14 protein-coding genes are annotated in these 17,935 nt (G+C 38.2%); 13 read left to right on the top strand and 1 reads right to left on the bottom strand.

Going from position 1 to position 17,935, the window contains the following annotated elements:
- Positions 1-32: 32 nt before the first annotated feature.
- From LY60_RS17565 to LY60_RS17550, 4 genes are read left to right on the top strand one after another with little or no spacing between them, the layout of a single operon-like run.
- On the top strand, positions 33-953 hold the full coding sequence (locus tag LY60_RS17565; RefSeq protein ID WP_145086996.1) for an ABC transporter permease: 921 nt from the start codon (positions 33-35) through the stop codon (positions 951-953).
- Between the two features lie 12 nt (positions 954-965).
- Complete coding sequence (locus LY60_RS17560) at positions 966-1,874, top strand: ABC transporter permease (protein WP_145086993.1); 909 nt, start codon at positions 966-968, stop codon at positions 1,872-1,874.
- Positions 1,875-1,895: 21 nt separating this feature from the next.
- A complete protein-coding gene (locus tag LY60_RS17555; RefSeq protein ID WP_145087024.1) occupies positions 1,896-2,882 on the top strand; it encodes an ABC transporter ATP-binding protein in 987 nt (328 codons plus the stop codon).
- On the top strand, positions 2,879-3,856 hold the full coding sequence (locus LY60_RS17550) for an ABC transporter ATP-binding protein (protein WP_145086990.1): 978 nt from the start codon (positions 2,879-2,881) through the stop codon (positions 3,854-3,856). The genes LY60_RS17555 and LY60_RS17550 overlap by 4 nt, the downstream gene beginning before the upstream one ends.
- A 37-nt stretch (positions 3,857-3,893) precedes the next feature.
- On the opposite strand, the gene LY60_RS17545 is transcribed toward LY60_RS17550, so the two are convergent.
- Complete coding sequence (locus LY60_RS17545) at positions 3,894-5,264, bottom strand: oxaloacetate decarboxylase subunit alpha (protein WP_145086987.1); 1,371 nt, start codon at positions 5,262-5,264, stop codon at positions 3,894-3,896.
- Between the two features lie 310 nt (positions 5,265-5,574).
- Here LY60_RS17545 and LY60_RS17540 point away from each other — a divergent pair, with 310 nt between their 5' ends.
- From LY60_RS17540 to LY60_RS17500, 9 genes are all read left to right on the top strand, one after another.
- Positions 5,575-6,000: an Lrp/AsnC family transcriptional regulator gene (locus LY60_RS17540; RefSeq protein ID WP_019228227.1), complete on the top strand. Its 426-nt coding sequence runs from the start codon at positions 5,575-5,577 to the stop codon at positions 5,998-6,000.
- 351 nt (positions 6,001-6,351) lie between these two features.
- Positions 6,352-7,953 (top strand): NAD(P)/FAD-dependent oxidoreductase, encoded by a 1,602-nt coding sequence (locus tag LY60_RS17535; protein ID WP_145086984.1) that lies wholly within the window; start codon positions 6,352-6,354, stop codon positions 7,951-7,953.
- Between the two features lie 4 nt (positions 7,954-7,957).
- On the top strand, positions 7,958-9,178 hold the full coding sequence (locus LY60_RS17530) for a BaiN/RdsA family NAD(P)/FAD-dependent oxidoreductase (RefSeq protein WP_145086980.1): 1,221 nt from the start codon (positions 7,958-7,960) through the stop codon (positions 9,176-9,178).
- A gap of 20 nt (positions 9,179-9,198) precedes the next feature.
- Positions 9,199-11,958 (top strand): preprotein translocase subunit SecA, encoded by a 2,760-nt coding sequence (secA, locus tag LY60_RS17525; RefSeq protein ID WP_145086977.1) that lies wholly within the window; start codon positions 9,199-9,201, stop codon positions 11,956-11,958.
- A gap of 14 nt (positions 11,959-11,972) precedes the next feature.
- Positions 11,973-13,086, top strand: a protein-coding gene (prfB, locus tag LY60_RS17520; protein ID WP_212633509.1) for a peptide chain release factor 2 whose coding sequence is annotated in 2 segments (ribosomal slippage) — positions 11,973-12,047 and positions 12,049-13,086 — 1,113 coding nt in all. Because the reading frame shifts where the segments join, the coding sequence is not laid out codon by codon here.
- A 112-nt stretch (positions 13,087-13,198) separates the two neighbouring features.
- A complete protein-coding gene (locus tag LY60_RS17515; RefSeq protein WP_145086972.1) occupies positions 13,199-15,487 on the top strand; it encodes a Tex family protein in 2,289 nt (762 codons plus the stop codon).
- A gap of 9 nt (positions 15,488-15,496) precedes the next feature.
- Positions 15,497-16,129, top strand: a complete 633-nt coding sequence (locus LY60_RS17510; RefSeq protein WP_145086969.1) for an HAD-IA family hydrolase — start codon at positions 15,497-15,499, stop codon at positions 16,127-16,129.
- 151 nt (positions 16,130-16,280) lie between these two features.
- The gene (locus LY60_RS17505; RefSeq protein ID WP_145086966.1) at positions 16,281-17,054 is read left to right on the top strand and encodes a short-chain-enoyl-CoA hydratase; all 774 of its coding nucleotides are present in this window, start codon (positions 16,281-16,283) and stop codon (positions 17,052-17,054) included.
- 299 nt (positions 17,055-17,353) lie between these two features.
- A partial coding sequence (locus LY60_RS17500; RefSeq protein WP_212633508.1) for an acyl-CoA dehydrogenase family protein occupies positions 17,354-17,935 on the top strand: 582 nt, incomplete at its 3' end.

Raw genomic sequence — 17,935 nt, 5'->3', positions numbered from 1 at the left:
TGATAAACTCTCTCATTACAAATGGAGGTATTATGGCTAAATATTTTTTTAAGAGGATTTTAATAGCTGTGCCTGTGCTCATAGGAGTAGCGTTCATTACTTTCATGATGCTTAATGTAGTTCCTGGTGATCCGATTACAGTCATGATGAGAGAACACGTAAAGCCCGACGTCATAGAAAATTTAAGGAAGACAATGCATTTGGATGATCCTGCTATTATAAGATTTTTCAGATTTCTAGGAGAGGCACTTAAAGGAAACTTCGGCACTTCATATAAATTGAGCAGGCCGGTATCAGATTTAATTGTGCAGGCTTTTCCCATAACAATCAAGTTGGCTACCACAGCGGCAATAATTTCCTGGATTATAGGCATACCCATAGGAATAATATCGGCTATAAAACAAAGTACCATAATAGATCAGCTTTTCATGGGATTTGCCTTGTTTGGAGTATCAATGCCGGTTTTTTTAATAGGGCTTTTGGGACAATATACATTTTCTTACAAGCTTGGGTGGCTTCCCGTTTCAGGCTTTGGAAGCTGGAAGCAGCTCATTATGCCTTCACTTGTTCTTGGGTGGAATTCAGCGGGTACAATTGCAAGACTTACAAGATCAAATCTTATGGAGGCAATGAAAAATGATTATATCAGGACTGCAAGGGCAAAGGGTTTGAAAGAGACAGGCGTTGTTGTGGGCCATGCACTCAAAAATTCCCTGCTCCCTGTAATTACAATAATGGCAATTCAAATTGCAAGCCTCCTTTCAGGATCAGTAATAACTGAATCAATATTTGGAATACCGGGCATAGGAAGACTATCAGTGGATGCAATTCAAGGAAGGGACATGCCGCTTCTGCAGGGTTCAGTTGTATTTGCTACTGCATTGATAATATTTGGAAACATTTGCGCAGACATGCTTTATTCATTGGTTGATCCAAGAATAAGAGTAGAATGATGAGGTGATGACATGAGTGACTGCACAGAAACTGTAACAGTAATTGAAGAATACGACATAGAATCTGAAATTGCTGAGAACGACAACATTTTTTATAAAATTAAAAATATGATCAGAACCAACAAGGTTGCTGCCATCAGCGGTTTATTAATTATACTAATAATAATAGTGGCAGTATTTGCTCCGGTTTTTGCCCCCCATGATCCTTATGCAATTGATTTGCTGTCAAGGCTCAAGGGACCTTCTGCAGAACATTTGCTTGGTACTGATGAGCTGGGAAGAGATGTGCTCAGCAGAATAATTTACGGCAGCAGGGTATCCTTGTTTGTGGGTCTTGTTCCAACATTGCTGTCTATGATTATTGGAACAGTATTGGGACTCATATCAGGTTATTTCGGGGGAAAAATAGATTTTGTCATTATGAGGCTGGCAGATGTAGTGCTTGCTTTTCCTTCGTTGCTTCTTGCCATGGTAATAATGTATACGCTGGGGGCAAGCACATTTAATCTTTTTATTGCACTGACCATCATCAACTGGGCAGGAACTGCACGTGTTGTAAGAGCACAGGCAATGTCACTTAAAGAAAAAGAATTCATTGAAGCAGCCAAATCCATAGGAGTTAAAGACAGTGTAATAATGTTCAAACATCTGCTGCCCAACTGTCTGCCCTCATTGATTGTGTTGTTTACAACAAACATACCCGGTGCAATATTATCAGAAGCAAATTTAAGCTTCCTTGGTGTTGGAGCACATCCTCCTGAAGCCAGCTGGGGTCTGATGGTCAATAACGGCAAGAAGTTTTTGTTTACAAATCCCATTGTTGCATTGGCACCGGGCATAGCAATTTTAATAATAGTTCTTACATTCAATTTTCTTGGAGACGGACTAAGGGATGCAATAGATCCATATATGAAGGAATAACTGAGGTGTAATATGAGTGAAATGAGCAATGAACAATCCTTACTTAAAATAAACAACATTAAGACGCACTTTTTTACAAAAAGAGGAATTGTGCCTGCAGTTGACGGAGTCACCATAGAAATACCTTCCGGTAAAATTATTGGAATAGTTGGTGAATCAGGCTGCGGGAAAAGCGTCACATCCCTTTCTGTATTGGGGCTGCTTCAAAGACCTGGAAAAACCGTAGAAGGTTCAATTGAATTCAATGGAAGAAACCTTCTCCAATTAAACAAAACACAAATGAGGAAGTTAAGAGGAAACGAAATCTCCATGATATTCCAGGAGCCCATGACTTCACTGAACCCTGTGTACACAGTTGGAAAGCAGGTGAGTGAAGCAATAACCATCCATGAAAATATAAGCAAAGAAGAAGCCAAGTCAAAGGTAATAGAAATATTTAAAAACGTAGGAATTCCTGAAGCAGAAAAAAGATTCAATGCATATCCCCATCAGCTGTCTGGAGGGTTAAGGCAGAGGGTTATGATTGGAATGGCCATGTCATGCTCACCGAAGCTTTTGATAGCAGATGAACCAACAACGGCTCTTGATGTTACAATTGAAGCTCAGATACTTCATCTTATGAGAGAACTTCGGGATAAAAACCACACCTCCATAATGATGATAACCCACAATCTTGGAGTAGTGGCGGAAATTTGTGATTATGTATATGTAATGTATGCAGGCAAGGTTATGGAACAGGCAGACATAAATGAACTTTTTGAAAAACCATGCCATCCGTACACAGAAGGGCTAATGCGTTCAATACCAAGAATACATTCCAAAAACACAAGATTGTACAGCATAAAAGGTGTTGTTCCTAACCTTCTTAAACTTCCAAAAGGCTGTCGGTTCAGTTCCAGATGTGATAAGGCAACAAAAAAGTGTTTCACACAGGAGCCTGAATTGTACAAGATTGACAAAAATCACAGCGTCAGATGTTTTTTATATGAAAACGGGGTGAGACAATGAGTAAAGATGTGCTTGTAAAGGTAAATAACCTTGTAAAAAATTTTAGTGTTACAAATTCCCACGGCAGTAAAAAAAGTGTTGTGCAGGCTGTTTCAGATGTAAACTTTGAAATATTTAGGGGAGAAACATTGTCTCTTGTGGGGGAATCAGGGTGCGGCAAAAGCACGCTTGGAAGACTTCTGATAAATTTAATTGAGCCTACATCAGGAAGCGTAATGTTTGAAGGAACTGATCTGGTAGGGCTAAAAAGCAATGAAATGAGGGAACTAAGAAAGAAAATGCAGATTATTTTCCAGGATCCCTATGCCTCTCTTAACCCAAGGATGAACGTATGCCAGATAATTTCAGAGCCTCTAAAGACACATAAAATATATAAAACAAAAAAGGAAAATGAAAACAGGGTAAAGGAATTGATGGATAAGGTGGGAATCCGTAAGGAATTTATAAATCGCTATCCCCATCAGTTCAGCGGGGGACAGAGACAGCGCATAGGCATTGCAAGAGCTCTTGCACTAAATCCTGAATTGATTGTCTGTGATGAACCAGTTTCGGCGCTGGATGTATCAATTCAGTCGCAGATATTAAACCTTATTCATGATCTGCAGGAAGAGTTCAACCTTACTTATTTGTTTATATCACATGATTTGAGTGTAGTAAGATACATTTCAGACAGGGTGTGTGTGATGTTTCTTGGAAAAATTTGCGAGATAGGAAACACAGAGGATATTTATGAAAGACCTCTTCATCCGTATACAAAATTTTTAATAGAGGCAGTTCCAAAACCGGATCCAAAACTTAGAAAAGAGGACAAGAAAATTCTCACAGGTGAAATTCCTAGCCCGGTTAATCCTCCTTCAGGCTGCAGATTCCGAACAAGATGTCCATATGCAAAGGATATTTGTTCCGAGTCCGAACCGGAAATGAAAAACTATAAGGGCAGGTTTGCAGCATGCCACTTTATATTGGAAAGTTAGTAAACAAAAGCTCTCTGTACAGCAGAGAGCTTTTGTTTTAAATTTGTCCAATAGACATGTTTACAGGAACTGAATTTCTTCTTTCAAAGAATTCTTTTGCAACAGGCGGAAACAGTGCATACGATAAAACATCCTGTTCTGATTGTGCCAAATCGCCGATTTCTGATTTGATCTGTTCAAAACCGTCACTCAACAGGTCTGCAGGTCGTACTGTAATAACTTCTTCATCTCCGATAATGAGTTTCTTGATTTCTTCGGAAATAGGGGAAGCAGATTTTCCATACAATCCTTTAACATAATTTTTGATTTCTGTAGGAATTATTTTATATCTTGTGCCGGATATAACATTGAAAACTGCCTGGGCTCCCACCATCTGGCTCATTGGAGTTACTAAAGGAGGGAAACCTAAGTCTTCTCTTACTCTTGGCACTTCTGCCAGAACTTCTTCAAATTTATCGCTGGCGTTAAGTGTCTTCATCTGATAAATCATGTTTGAGAGCATTCCACCAGGAACCTGGTACTGCAATGTCTTAGGCTCAGTCATGAGTACTTTCACATTGTATGTGCCGTTTTCCTGATATTTTTTCATAACTTCCTTGAAATAATCAGCAGTGTTGTTAAGTTTATTAAAGTCCAGTCTTGGATCCCACTCTGTGCCCACAAGAGACAAAGCTAAAGATTCTGTGGCAGGCTGCGATGTGCCTGATGAAAGAGGAGAAATGGCTGTGTCAATTATATCAACTCCTGCTTCAATTGCCTTAAGCATTGTCATCTGTGCAACTCCGCTGGTGCAGTGTGTGTGGAATTCCAAAGGAAGTTTTGTAACTTCTTTTATTGCTTTAACCAGGTCATACGCTTCATATGGAAGCAAAATTCCTGACATATCCTTGATGCAAATTGAATCTGCTCCGGCATTCTCAAAGTCTTTGATAAGGTTCAGGTAATATTCTCTTGTGTGCACCGGGCTTGTAGTGTAAGAAATGGCACACTGGCAGTGAGCTCCTTCTTCCTTTATAACCTCTATTGATTTTCTTAAGTTTCTGAAATCATTCAGTGCATCGAATATTCTAACAATATCAATTCCTTCATATATTGCATTTTTTAAGAATTTTTCCACTATGTCATCAGGATAATTCTTGTATCCCAATAAATTCTGTCCTCTTGAAAGCATTTGTAACTTTGTATTTTTAACATTAGCTCTTATTTTTCTCAGTCTTTCCCAAGGATCTTCGTTCAAAAATCTCAGGGATGTGTCGAAAGTTGCTCCGCCCCAAACTTCCATGGAATAAAATCCGGCATTGTCCATTTCATTCAGTATAGGCAAAATTTCATCGGTTGTTAATCTTGTAGCAATCAAAGATTGATGTCCATCTCTAAGTGATGTCTCAGTTATTTTTAGTTTAGGCATAAATCCTCCTCTAATTGATATTATAATCATTAATAATGCAAATATCCTTTAAAATAAATGCAAATTTGTAAGATACAGCATACTATATTAAGCTTTTCCTTGTAATGAATTATGTATGTATGATATAATAACATAAAAAAAATGTTTTGTATATAATAATTTGAAAATAAAATAGTTTGATAATGAAACAATTCTCATTCATATTATTCATGGTAAATTAAACTTACAACAGCAGAAATGTTTTGAAATACATTTTCAAATTTATACAAAAGCATCATGACAAATATTAATATAATAAGGCGGGTATAAAATGGATCAGACGGATTTGAAAATTATAAGCATTTTACAGCAGGACGGAAGAATATCAATGAAGGAACTGGGTAAGGTTGTATCCCTGAGCCCTCCTGCAGTTGCAGAAAGAGTAAAAAGATTAGAAGATGTTGGAATAATAGAAAGATACAAGGCTGTTGTTAACAATGAAAAAGTAGGAAAACCAATTTGTGTTCTTATAAATGCATCAATAAAGCCTGAAAAGCAGGAAATATTCCTGGATTTTGCAAAAAAATCAGAAGAAATTGTGGAATGTCACCATGTAACAGGGCCTCACAGCATGATTATGAAGGCTTATTTGAGAGAAATGTCACATCTTGAAGAGCTTGTAGGAAAAATTCAGTTTTACGGAAACACTGAAACTTATATTATAATGTCAAGCCCCATATACGGAAAAGAAATTTAAATAATATAATCCCCGAAAAACCGAACATGTATCTGTAAAGATATTTTCGGTTTTCTTTGAGACCCAAAAAATAGTTTTTTGTAATATAAATATGCAAGCTAGGCTTGTAAAATTTCTGAAAAATGCTTTTTCCATAAGAGGTATATAAAACTTGACTATTATTTGCATGGATACGTGAAAGCTAAAAAGCATTAGGCTAAAGTTCTTGAAATTATTTTTATGAAATATTTAATATGCTCAAAAATGTGAAGATTATGTTTCAAAAATTTACATAGAATATTTGAGAAAATATGTTATTATGGTAAAGTTAAAATTGAACTTAGTTAAAGAAAGCAATTAAGAGGTGCAGAAATGATCAGAATACAGCAAGTTAAGCTTCCAATAGAGCACAATGAAGAAGATTTATATATAAAAGCAGCTGAATCGTTGAAAATTAAGAGAGAGGACATAAGTACACTCTCAGTTTTCAGAAAATCAATAGATGCCAGAAAAAAAGATGAAATAATGTTCATTTACGCTCTGGACGTGGAACTAAACATCGATTATAAAATTTCAAAAAGAAACAACAATGTAGCATTGGTAGACCCATTCATTTATGAAGCTGAAGCAACAGGGGAAAAAGTTTTAAAAAACAGGCCTGTAATCGTAGGAAGCGGACCGGCCGGACTTTTTTGTGCTTTGCTTTTGGCTGAAAAAGGATATAATCCCATAATCCTTGAAAGAGGAAAAAAAGTAAAGGACAGAGTAAAGGATATTGAAAAGTTCTGGAAAGACGGAACCTTAAACTTAGATTCCAACATTCAGTTTGGTGAAGGCGGAGCAGGAACATTTTCTGATGGTAAACTGAACACGCTGATTAAGGATCGCTCAAAAAGAGGCAAGAAGGTTCTTGAAGAATTTGTGGCAGCAGGAGCTCCTGCTGAAATAACTTATGTTAACAAGCCTCACATAGGAACTGACCTTTTAAGAAACGTGCTTGTTTCCATAAGAAAAAAAATTATCAGTCTTGGCGGAACATTCAGATTTGAAGAATGTGTAACCGACATAAAAATAAAAGACAACAGTGTTTACAGGATTGTAACTGAAAGCGACATAATAGAAACAGATGTGCTGGTTCTTGCCATAGGACACAGCGCAAGAGACACATTTGCAATGCTTCATGGAAAACTTGAACTTACAGCTAAGCCATTTTCCATAGGAGTAAGAATTGAGCACCCTCAAAAAATGATAAGTGAGGCTCAATACGGAGAAATGGCAGGACATCCGAATCTTGGACCGGCTGACTACAAATTTGTTCACAAATGTAAAAATGGAAGAAGCGTGTACACATTTTGTATGTGCCCCGGAGGTGTTGTGACTGCTTCTGCTTCTGAAACCGGAGGAGTGGTTACAAATGGCATGAGCTTCCACGACAGGGATTTGGAAAATGCAAATTCTGCTATTGTTGTTTCTATAAATCCAGAGGATTTCGGCGGTGAAAATGACCCTATGGCAGGAATTGAATTCCAGAGACAGTGGGAAAGAAAGGCTTTTGAAATCGGTGGAGGAAACTACAAGGCTCCTGTCCAGCTTTTTAAGGATTTCAAGGAAAAGAAAGTGTCCACTTCATTTGGAGAAATTTATCCCACATACAGACCTGGGTCCACATTTGCGAACCTGTGGGACTGTCTTCCGTCATATGTGTGCGAAAGCCTGGTAGAAGGAATATCAGCATTTGGAAACTGGCTCACTGATTACGACAGGACTGATGCAGTTCTAACAGGAGTTGAAACAAGGACGTCATCACCACTTAGAATTACGAGAGATGATGACTTACAAAGCAACATAAGAGGAATTTATCCATGCGGGGAAGGGTCAGGCTATGCCGGAGGAATCATGTCTGCATCAATTGACGGGCTTAAGGTTGCAGAACAAATTATAAAGACATACAAACCACTTAATATAAAGGAATGATATAATGAAAATAGCTGTTATCGGCGGAGGCGCAGCCGGACTTGTGGCTGCAATTGCCGCGGCCAGGAACGGAGCCGAAGTTTCAGTTTATGAGAAAATGAATAAAGTAGGAAAAAAGATACTGGCTACAGGAAACGGCAGGTGCAATTATACAAACATGTACATGTCCATGGATCGATATCACAGCAAAAATATCACTATGGCAGAAAGAGCCATGGATTTTTTCGACCGCGACAAAACAATTTCTTTTTTTGAAAATTTAGGAATTTATCCATATATAGATCAAAGTGGAAAAGTGTACCCTAATTCCCTTCAGGCATCAAGTGTGCTGGATGTGTTGAGATATGAAACTTTAAGGCTTAATGTTCAGGAAATAACTGACTTTGAAGTGAGAGAGTTAAGGAAAAGTAAAGATAAATTCAGTATTATAGGGATGGAGAATGCCTTCACGGCTGACAAGGTTATTTTGTGTAGCGGAGGAAAGGCAAGTCCTCAGCTTGGTTCAGACGGAAGCGGATATGAAATTGCCAAATCCTTCGGTCATAAAATCATCGAGCCTTTTCCTGCCCTGGTGCAGCTTAAGCTTGCCGGAAAATACTTCAAAAGAATAACTGGAATCAGGTTTGACGGTATTGTAAGAAGCTTCACCGAAAGTAAAACAATCAGGGAAGAAGAAGGAGAACTGTTATTTACGGACTACGGAATATCAGGCCCTCCTGTTTTGCAGATAAGCAGGAAGGTTATTGAAGCAATTAACAGGAATGAACGGGTGTTTATTGCTGTTGACATGTTCCCTAATTTGACAAAAGCCATGCTTTATGACATATTAAAAGACAGGTTTTTCCATATTGGCTACAAGTCTATGGAAGATGCATTGATAGGCTTTATAAATAAAAAGCTCATCTCAGTGGCTCTCTCTGAGGCAGGGTTTGAAAACATACAAAAAGAGTGCGGAAAACTAAGCAAGAAGGAAATATTTAAAATTATTGATATATTAAAGGAATGGAAATTTGAAGTTACCGGACACAACACATGGCAGCAGGCACAGACCACTGCCGGAGGAATAGCATTGACGGATATAAATCCAAATACAATGGAATCAACAAAAGTGAAGGGATTGTACTTTGCAGGAGAAGTGCTTGATGTTGACGGAGACTGCGGGGGATTTAATCTGCAGTGGGCGTGGAGCTCCGGATATACAGCAGGACACTCTAGTTCAATATAGCATTGGAGAAAGGATAAATTATGAAAAATTTTTTGGAAAAGATATTTGGTTCATACAGTGAAAAAGAAGTAAAAAGATTATTTCCCTCAGTCGATAAAATAATGTCTTTGGAAAAGACCATGGAAGCATTGACTGATAATGAGCTTAAGGCAAAGACAGCTGAGTTTAAACAGCGCCTTGCAAATGGAGAAACAAAGGATGATATTTTGCCGGAGGCATTTGCTGTAGTGAGAGAAGCAGCATGGAGAGTATTAGGGCAAAAGCATTACAGGGTTCAGCTCATAGGCGGTATGGTTCTTCATCAGGGACGTATTGCAGAAATGAAGACAGGCGAAGGAAAAACTCTTGTTTCAACTCTGCCTGTATATTTGAATGCTCTTGACGGAAACGGCGTCCATGTAATCACTGTGAATGATTACCTGGCAAAGCGTGACTGCGACTGGATGGGAAAGGTGCACAATTTCCTTGGACTTTCTGTAGGCTGCATTGTTCACGGCATCACAAAGGAAGAAAGAAAAAGAGCATATCAGTGTGACATCACATACGGAACAAACAACGAGTTTGGATTTGACTACTTAAGAGACAACATGGTCATACGCAAGGAAGAAATGGTGCAAAGAGATTTAAGCTACTGCATCATAGACGAAGTTGACTCAATTTTAATAGATGAGGCAAGAACACCTCTTATAATTTCCGGTGAAGGAGATGAATCAACATCCCTTTACGAAGCAGCAAACAGCTTTGTTATTCCGTTGAAGGGAAAAATTCAGCTTCCTGAAGAAAAGAAAAGCAAAATGGACTACATGATGGGTGACGTTGATGAAGACGACACTGTTGATTATATAGTTGATGAAAAGGGAAAAAATGTTACATTGACTGCAAGAGGTATTACAAAGGCTGAAAGATTCTTCAACATTTCAAACCTTGCAGATCAGGAAAACATGGAAATATCCCACCACATCAACCAGGCACTCAAAGCCCACAACACAATGAAAAGAGACATTGATTACATTGTTAAGGATGGAGAGGTGCTCATAGTAGATGAATTTACCGGACGTATAATGTATGGAAGAAGATATTCAAACGGTCTTCACCAGGCAATAGAAGCAAAGGAAAGAATTGAAGTAAGAAAAGAGTCAAAGACTCTGGCTACAATTACATTCCAGAACTATTTCAGAATGTACAAAAAACTTTCAGGTATGACAGGTACTGCCAAGACTGAAGAAGGCGAATTCAGAGAAATATACAACGTTGATGTTATCGAAATTCCTACAAACAAGGACGTAATCCGTAACGACATGCAGGATGTTGTCTACAAGGGTGAAGCAGGTAAGTTCAACGCTGTAATAAATGAAATAATAGAAAAGAACAAGACAGGCCAGCCAATTCTGGTTGGTACAATTTCAATAGAAAAATCCGAACTTTTAAGCAAGATGCTTAAAAAACAAGGTGTTAAACATGAAGTATTAAATGCAAAACAGCATGACAAGGAAGCTGAAATAGTTGCTCAGGCAGGAAGACTTGGCTCTGTAACTATTGCAACAAACATGGCCGGCAGAGGTACCGACATAGTTCTTGGAGGAAACCCGGAATTTATTGCTAAGCACAAAATGAAAATGAAGGGCTATTCAGAAGAACTTATTTCTCATGCAGACGGCTTCAATGATACTGATGATGTTGAAATAATTGAAGCAAGAGAAACATACAAGAAACTTCTCGAAGAATCTAAAAATGAGCTGAAGGATGAGCAGCAAAGGGTAAGAGATGCGGGAGGACTTCACATAATAGGAACCGAACGCCACGAGTCAAGACGTATTGACAATCAGTTAAGAGGCCGTGCAGGAAGACAGGGAGACCCTGGCTCAACAAGGTTCTATATTTCATTGGAAGACGACCTCATGAGACTTTTTGCCGGGGACAAAGTTAAGGGAATAATAGAAACGTTGAAAATGCCTGAAGATGAGCCTCTGGAAGCAGGAATGCTCACAAGAACAATTGAAACTGCTCAGGGCAGAGTTGAAGGAAGAAACTTTGAAATAAGAAAACATGTCCTTCAATACGACAATGTAATGAACAAGCAAAGAGAAGTCATTTATTCTGAAAGAAAAAGAGTTCTTCTTGGTGAAGACCTGAAGGATTATGTTTCTAAAATGGTTGACAGCCTCATTGACAAGGGTATACAGATGTATACTACTGACGAAAGATATTCAGACAACTGGGATATAAAAGCATATGAAAAATATATTGCTGAAACATTCTACATGCTCATAAGCTTCGACGGTGAAGAAAATATCACGAAGGAAATCCTTAAAGAAAAGGCAAGAAATGCTGTTGACAGACATTATGAAAGACAGGAAGCTGAGTTTGGAGCAGAAATTTTCAGAGAAGTGGAAAGAATAATACTTCTTAGAAATGTAGATACAAAATGGATCGACCACATTGATGCAATGGATCAGTTAAGACAGGGTATAGGCCTCCGTGCCATAGGAAACGAAGATCCTGTGAGAGCTTACCAGGTAGAAGGCTTTGACATGTTTGAAGAAATGACTGCATCAATCCAGGAAGACACTGTAAAAATGCTTATGCGCGTAAAACCGCAGGAAAAAGTTCAGCGCAAGGAAGTTGCTAAAATCACAGGCACAAGCGGCGGAGATTTAGGTGGAACAGGAAAACCACAGCCGGTTGTTAAAAAAGATAAAAAAGTCGGCAGAAATGATCCATGCCCGTGCGGAAGCGGAAAGAAATACAAAAAATGCTGCGGAGCAAACGAAGAAGAATAAAGGGAGCTGATACATTGATAGATTTGTATGAAATAACAGAAAACCTTAAAAGGTTCAATGCAATATTAAACGAAGTAGGTGGTTCCCTTTGACTTGGAAAAGTTAAAGGAAGAAAACATACTGCTGGAATCTGAAATGCAGGAGCCTGAGTTTTGGAACAACCAGGAAAGAGCTCAAAAAGTTTCACAAAAATTAAAACACAACACAGACAGAATAAGCGAATATATAAATTTAAAACAGCAGGTGGAGGAAGTTGAGTTGTTTCTTGAAATGATCAGGGAAGAAGACGACGAAAGCCATCTGTCTGATCTTAAAAAAAGTATGGATGAAGTTGAAAAACAGCTTGAAGATGCAAGAATTGTCGCTCTTTTAAGCGGAGAATACGATGAGAACAACGCAATATTGTCCATCCACGCCGGTGCCGGCGGCACTGAAGCCCAGGACTGGGCGGACATGCTTTACCGCATGTACTCCAGATGGATTGATTCTCACGGATTTAAGTCCACTGTCCTTGACATACTTCCTGACACTGAAGCCGGTATTAAAAGTGTTACTCTTCTTGTAGAAGGGGACAATGCATACGGATATTTGAAATCAGAAAAAGGCGTTCACCGACTTGTGAGAATTTCACCATTCGATTCTTCAAACAGAAGACACACATCTTTTGCATCAGTTGACATCACACCGGAAATGACAGATGATGAAGAAGTTGAAATCAATGAAACTGACATCAGGGTGGATACTTTTCGTTCAAGCGGAGCAGGGGGTCAGTATGTAAACACTACAGACTCTGCCATCCGTATAACACACATTCCAACAGGAATAGTGGTGTCTTGTCAAAACCAAAGGTCCCAGCACGCCAATAAGGATTTTGCAATGAAAATGCTTAAATCAAAGCTGCTGGAAATCAAGAAGATGGAAAACAAGGAAAAAATTGAGGATATTCAGGGAAAATACAATCAAATTGCATGGGGAAGCCAAATAAGGTCTTATGTATTCCATCCTTACAGCATGGTAAAGGACCACCGCACAAATGCAGAAACTGCCAATGTGCAGTCTGTAATGGACGGCAATCTTGATATGTTCATGAATGAATATTTGAAAATGAAATCACTTAAAAGCAATTAAGAATTAAGAGTTAAGAATTAATAATGAATGAAGGAATGTGCTGTGCACATTCCAACCATAATTCTTAATTCTTCATTATTAATTCTTAATTATAATAGTAAGGGGAGAGAAAATGTTAGATATAAACAAATTATTATGCCAAGAGTTCAATATTAAAGCATTTCAGGTTGAAAATACAATCAAGCTTATTGATGAGGGAAACACAATTCCTTTTATAGCACGTTACCGTAAGGAACAGACAGGTTCCCTTGATGACGTTGTTCTTAGAGACTTGTACGAAAGACTCATGTATTTGAGAAATCTAGAAGCAAGAAAAGAAGAAGTTGTGAGACTCATTGAAGAACAAGGAAAACTTACAGAAGAACTTAAGAGTGAAATCTTAAGTGCCGATGTTCTTCAGCGTGTTGAAGACCTGTACAGACCTTTCAAACAGAAAAAGTCTACACGTGCTTCAAAAGCAAAGGAAAAGGGACTTGAAGGCCTTGCAAATATTATTCTTGCTCAGGATGTTTTACAAGGTAATCTTGAAGAACTTGCTGCACCATACATAGATGAAGAAAAGGGAGTTAAAAACTCCAAGGAAGCATTTGACGGAGCATGCGACATAATTGCAGAAATCATTTCTGACAATGCGGATTACAGAAAACATATACGTGAATTATTTGCAGCAGATGGTATATTAGTTTCAGAAGCAGTTGATGAAAATGAAAAAACAGTTTATGACATGTATTACAAATATGAAGAAGCCGTAAAAACAATCGCCAACCACAGAATTTTAGCAGTGAACAGAGGCGAAAATGAAAAGAAGCTTAAGGTAAAACTAAACACACCAGATGAAAGAGCAATAAATTATCTTAAGTCAAATGAGATTAAAAATGAAGCTGCCATAACTAATGAATATTACATAGCAGCAATAATGGACAGCTACAAGAGACTCATATCTCCTTCCATAGAAAGGGAAGTGAGAAACATTTTGACTGAAAGAGCGGAAGAAGAAGCAATAAAGGTATTTGGAAAAAATACTAAAAACCTGCTGATGGTTCCTCCTGTAAAGGATGTTAGAATTCTTGCAATCGACCCAAGTTTCAGAACAGGATGTAAGCTTGCAGTACTTGATGAAACAGGAAAATTCCTGGAACAGGGAGTAATTTATCCTAACGAACCTAAAAATGAGGTTGAAAAGTCTCAGAAAATAATGACTGAAATCATTAAGAAATATGATATAGATGTTATTACAATAGGAAACGGCACTGCATCAAGAGAAACAGAGCAGGTTGTTGCAGACATGCTCTCAAGAATTGACAAGAAGATAACTTACACAATAGTATCAGAAGCAGGGGCGTCTGTTTACTCTGCATCAAAGCTTGCTCAGGAAGAATATCCGGATCTTGATGTTACCATAAGAGGAGCCATTTCCATAGGAAGAAGACTCCAGGACCCATTAGCTGAACTTGTAAAAATTGACCCTAAAAGCATTGGGGTAGGTCAATACCAGCACGATGTTAACCAGCCAAAGCTTGGTCAGGAGCTTGATGGTGTTGTTGAAGACTGCGTTAACAGCGTAGGAGTTGATTTAAACACTGCTTCTCCTGCACTATTGCAGTATGTATCAGGAGTTTCCAAGACAATTGCTAAAAACCTCGTAAAATACAGAGAAGAAAACGGAAAATTTGTTAACAGGAAAGAACTTCTTAAGGTTAAACAGCTTGGAGACAAGGCATTTGAACAATGCGCAGGATTCATGAGAATATCTGACGGGGACAATCCTCTGGACAGGACTGCAGTCCATCCTGAATCATATGAAATTGCTGAAAATCTTTTGAAAAAACTTGGATACACAATTGAAGACGTGAGAACAGGAAATTTGAAAGACATTAACGAACGCATAATGAATGTCAAGGTTAAGGAAGAAGACAGTAAATTAAAAATGACATCCAAAAACAACAGACTCCATGGACTTGAAGCTCTGGCTCAGGTAAACTTCAAGCAGGAAAAAAAGCTGCCAAAAGAAAATTACCAGGCAAAAGTGAAGGTTCTTGCTGATGAACTGAGTATTGGAGTTCCAACACTCACTGATATAATTGAAGAACTTAAAAAACCGGGAAGAGACCCTAGAGACGAAATGCCGAAAGTAATATTCAGAAGCGACGTTGTTAAGTTTGAAGACATGGAAGTTGGAATGAAACTCACAGGAACAGTAAGAAATGTTGTGGATTTTGGTGCTTTTGTAGACATAGGGGTTAAGCAGGACGGTCTTGTTCACCTTTCTGAAATGAGCGACAAATACATTAAAAATCCTATGGAGGTAGTCCAGGTTGGAGACAATGTCAATGTGACAATCATCAGCATTGACAAGGAAAGACAAAGAATCGGCCTCAGCATGAAAACAAAGAAAAATTAGGAGATTTAAATGATTGATACAATAATTTTTGATTTTGACGGCACTTTGGCAAATACCAATCAAATGATCATAAATTCCTTCAGACACATATACAGTTCTTTCCTGGAAGAAGAATGCAGCGAAGAATACATCATGAGCACATTTGGTGAACCTTTGGAGCTTACCCTCAGAAGAGACTTCGGGAAGTTTCCGTTCGAAGATGTAATCGACGCTTACAGAAACTACCAGCGAGACCGTTTCAACCAAGAGGTAACTCTTTATGAAACTGTTGAAGAAACATTGAAATATCTGAAAAGCAAAAACATAAAGCTTGGAATTGCCACATCAAGGCTGAGGCATTCCACGGTGTCAGCACTTGAAAATTTCAACATAAACTGTTACTTCGATTCTGTTGTATCAGCCGATGATGTGCAAAAGCACAAACCAGACAAGGAACCTCTCATGAAAGTAATCAATGAACTCAATACTACAGCTGACAGGACATTGTATGTGGGAGATTCAAAATTTGATATGGAATGTGCCATAAACGCTTCTACAACTCCTGTGCTTGTGGGGTGGCAGTCAAATTCCAGGGAACTGGCTGAGAAATATAATATAAAGCATGTCCTTGACAAAATGTGGGACATAACTAAATTAATTTAAAAATTCGCCGGCTGGCTAGATGGCGTGCTGTCCAGGAAAATATTAACAGTTTTTACTGGACAGTCAGCCACAATGCGGCTGACTTGTTTTCCTTAAAATCCAAAGGCAAATGGATAAGAGGCAATATAAAAATGTAAAGGAAGGGTGGATTATGGAACTAAAAAATTTAATGGTTGGAAAAAATGAGGGCATTTGCACAATTACAATAAACAACCCTCAGACATTGAACGCTTTGAATGCAGAAGTGCTTAATGAACTTGAATTTGTATTTGACGGGCTCAAATGTGATGATGAAGTGTCAGTGGTTGTTCTCACAGGTGAGGGAAAAGCTTTTGTTGCAGGAGCTGACATTGCGTACATGAATACTCTGGACCCGGCAGGAGCTAAAAAATTCGGCCAGGACGGCGCAAGATTATTCAGAAAAATTGAAACATTGGACAAGACTGTAATTGCAGCAGTAAATGGTTTTGCCCTTGGAGGAGGCTGTGAGCTTGCAATGGCATGCGACATAAGAATTGCATCTGTTAAAGCAAAGTTCGGTCAGCCTGAAGTAGGTCTTGGAATAATTCCGGGTTTTTCAGGAACACAAAGACTCCCAAGACTTGTAGGAATGGGAAGAGCAAAAGAACTCATATTCGCAGGCGGCCATATCGATGCTGAAGAAGCATACAGAATTGGTCTTGTGAACAAAGTTACAGAAAAAGAAACTCTCATGGAAGAAACATACAAAATGGCTGAAAAAATAAAAGCAAATTCAAGAACAGCCGTAAAATATGCCAAGGAAGCAATTAACAAGGGATTAGAAACAGACATAGAAACAGGAATTTCATATGAGTCAAACTTGTTTGCTCTGTGCTTTTCATGTGAAGACCAAAAAGAAGGCATGACAGCTTTTGCAGAAAAAAGAAAGCCTCAGTTCAAATAATAAATTATAAATTAATGTATAAAGAAAAGTATACGTTTGCACGGCCGTGATTGTGATAGTATTGGCAATTGTAGGTTGATTTAAAGTCAATGAAGACCGCGAATTTTTTTGCGGTCTTCATTTTTTAAAAAAATATGTAGTAAAATTGAACAAAATATCAAATAAGGGTTGAATTTTATTTTCTTTTTTAGTATAATCATAATGTTTGGTAATTGTCAAACAAAAGGGTTAAATTAACAGGTGAAAACTTGTTAAAGGGCGAAAATAAGGGTCAATAAAAAATTTAAGGGAGTGAAATGATGAATTTTCAATTAAGCAAGGAACACGAAATGGCAAGACAGCTTTTCAGAAGTTTTGCTGTCAACGAAGTGGAGCCATTGGCACAAGAAATTGACGAACAAGAAAGATTTCCACTTGAAACTGTTGAAAAAATGCAGAAATATGGTTTCATGGGAATTCCATTTCCAAAACAATACGGCGGACAGGGATGCGACTATTTAACTTATGCAATGGCAGTTGAAGAATTGTCAAAAGTATGCGCTACTACAGGCGTTATCGTATCTGCACACACATCATTATGTGGTTCACCACTGTTGGAATTTGGAACAGAAGAACAAAAACAAAAATATTTGACTAAAATTGCATCAGGTGAATGGATAGGCGCATTCGGTCTTACAGAACCTGGAGCAGGAACTGATGCTGCAGGACAGCAGACAAAAGCAGTTCTTGACGGAGACAACTACATTTTAAACGGAAGCAAAATATTTATAACTAATGCATCTTATGCAGATGTTTATATAGTTATGGCAATGACTGACAAATCACAAGGAACAAAAGGCATTTCAGCATTCATAGTTGAAAGCACATTCTCTGGATTTTCA

The organism is Sedimentibacter saalensis (genome assembly GCF_007830175.1).
Taxonomy (GTDB): Bacteria; Bacillota; Clostridia; order Tissierellales; family Sedimentibacteraceae; genus Sedimentibacter; species Sedimentibacter saalensis.
The sequence above is the reverse complement of the archived record's forward strand: the minus strand, read 5'-3'. Positions and strand labels throughout refer to the sequence as shown.

Bases quoted from the DNA above. Each gene is read 5' to 3' on its own strand.
- LY60_RS17535 (WP_145086984.1), top strand. From the start codon at position 6,352: ATGATCAGAATACAGCAAGTTAAGCTTCCAATAGAGCACAATGAAGAA.
- LY60_RS17550 (WP_145086990.1), top strand. From the start codon at position 2,879: ATGAGTAAAGATGTGCTTGTAAAGGTAAATAACCTTGTAAAAAATTTT.
- LY60_RS17565 (WP_145086996.1), top strand. From the start codon at position 33: ATGGCTAAATATTTTTTTAAGAGGATTTTAATAGCTGTGCCTGTGCTC.
- LY60_RS17505 (WP_145086966.1), top strand. From the start codon at position 16,281: ATGGAACTAAAAAATTTAATGGTTGGAAAAAATGAGGGCATTTGCACA.
- LY60_RS17555 (WP_145087024.1), top strand. From the start codon at position 1,896: ATGAGCAATGAACAATCCTTACTTAAAATAAACAACATTAAGACGCAC.
- LY60_RS17540 (WP_019228227.1), top strand. From the start codon at position 5,575: ATGGATCAGACGGATTTGAAAATTATAAGCATTTTACAGCAGGACGGA.
- LY60_RS17530 (WP_145086980.1), top strand. From the start codon at position 7,958: ATGAAAATAGCTGTTATCGGCGGAGGCGCAGCCGGACTTGTGGCTGCA.
- LY60_RS17545 (WP_145086987.1), bottom strand. From the start codon at position 5,264: ATGCCTAAACTAAAAATAACTGAGACATCACTTAGAGATGGACATCAA.
- LY60_RS17560 (WP_145086993.1), top strand. From the start codon at position 966: ATGAGTGACTGCACAGAAACTGTAACAGTAATTGAAGAATACGACATA.
- secA (WP_145086977.1), top strand. From the start codon at position 9,199: ATGAAAAATTTTTTGGAAAAGATATTTGGTTCATACAGTGAAAAAGAA.
- LY60_RS17515 (WP_145086972.1), top strand. From the start codon at position 13,199: ATGTTAGATATAAACAAATTATTATGCCAAGAGTTCAATATTAAAGCA.
- LY60_RS17510 (WP_145086969.1), top strand. From the start codon at position 15,497: ATGATTGATACAATAATTTTTGATTTTGACGGCACTTTGGCAAATACC.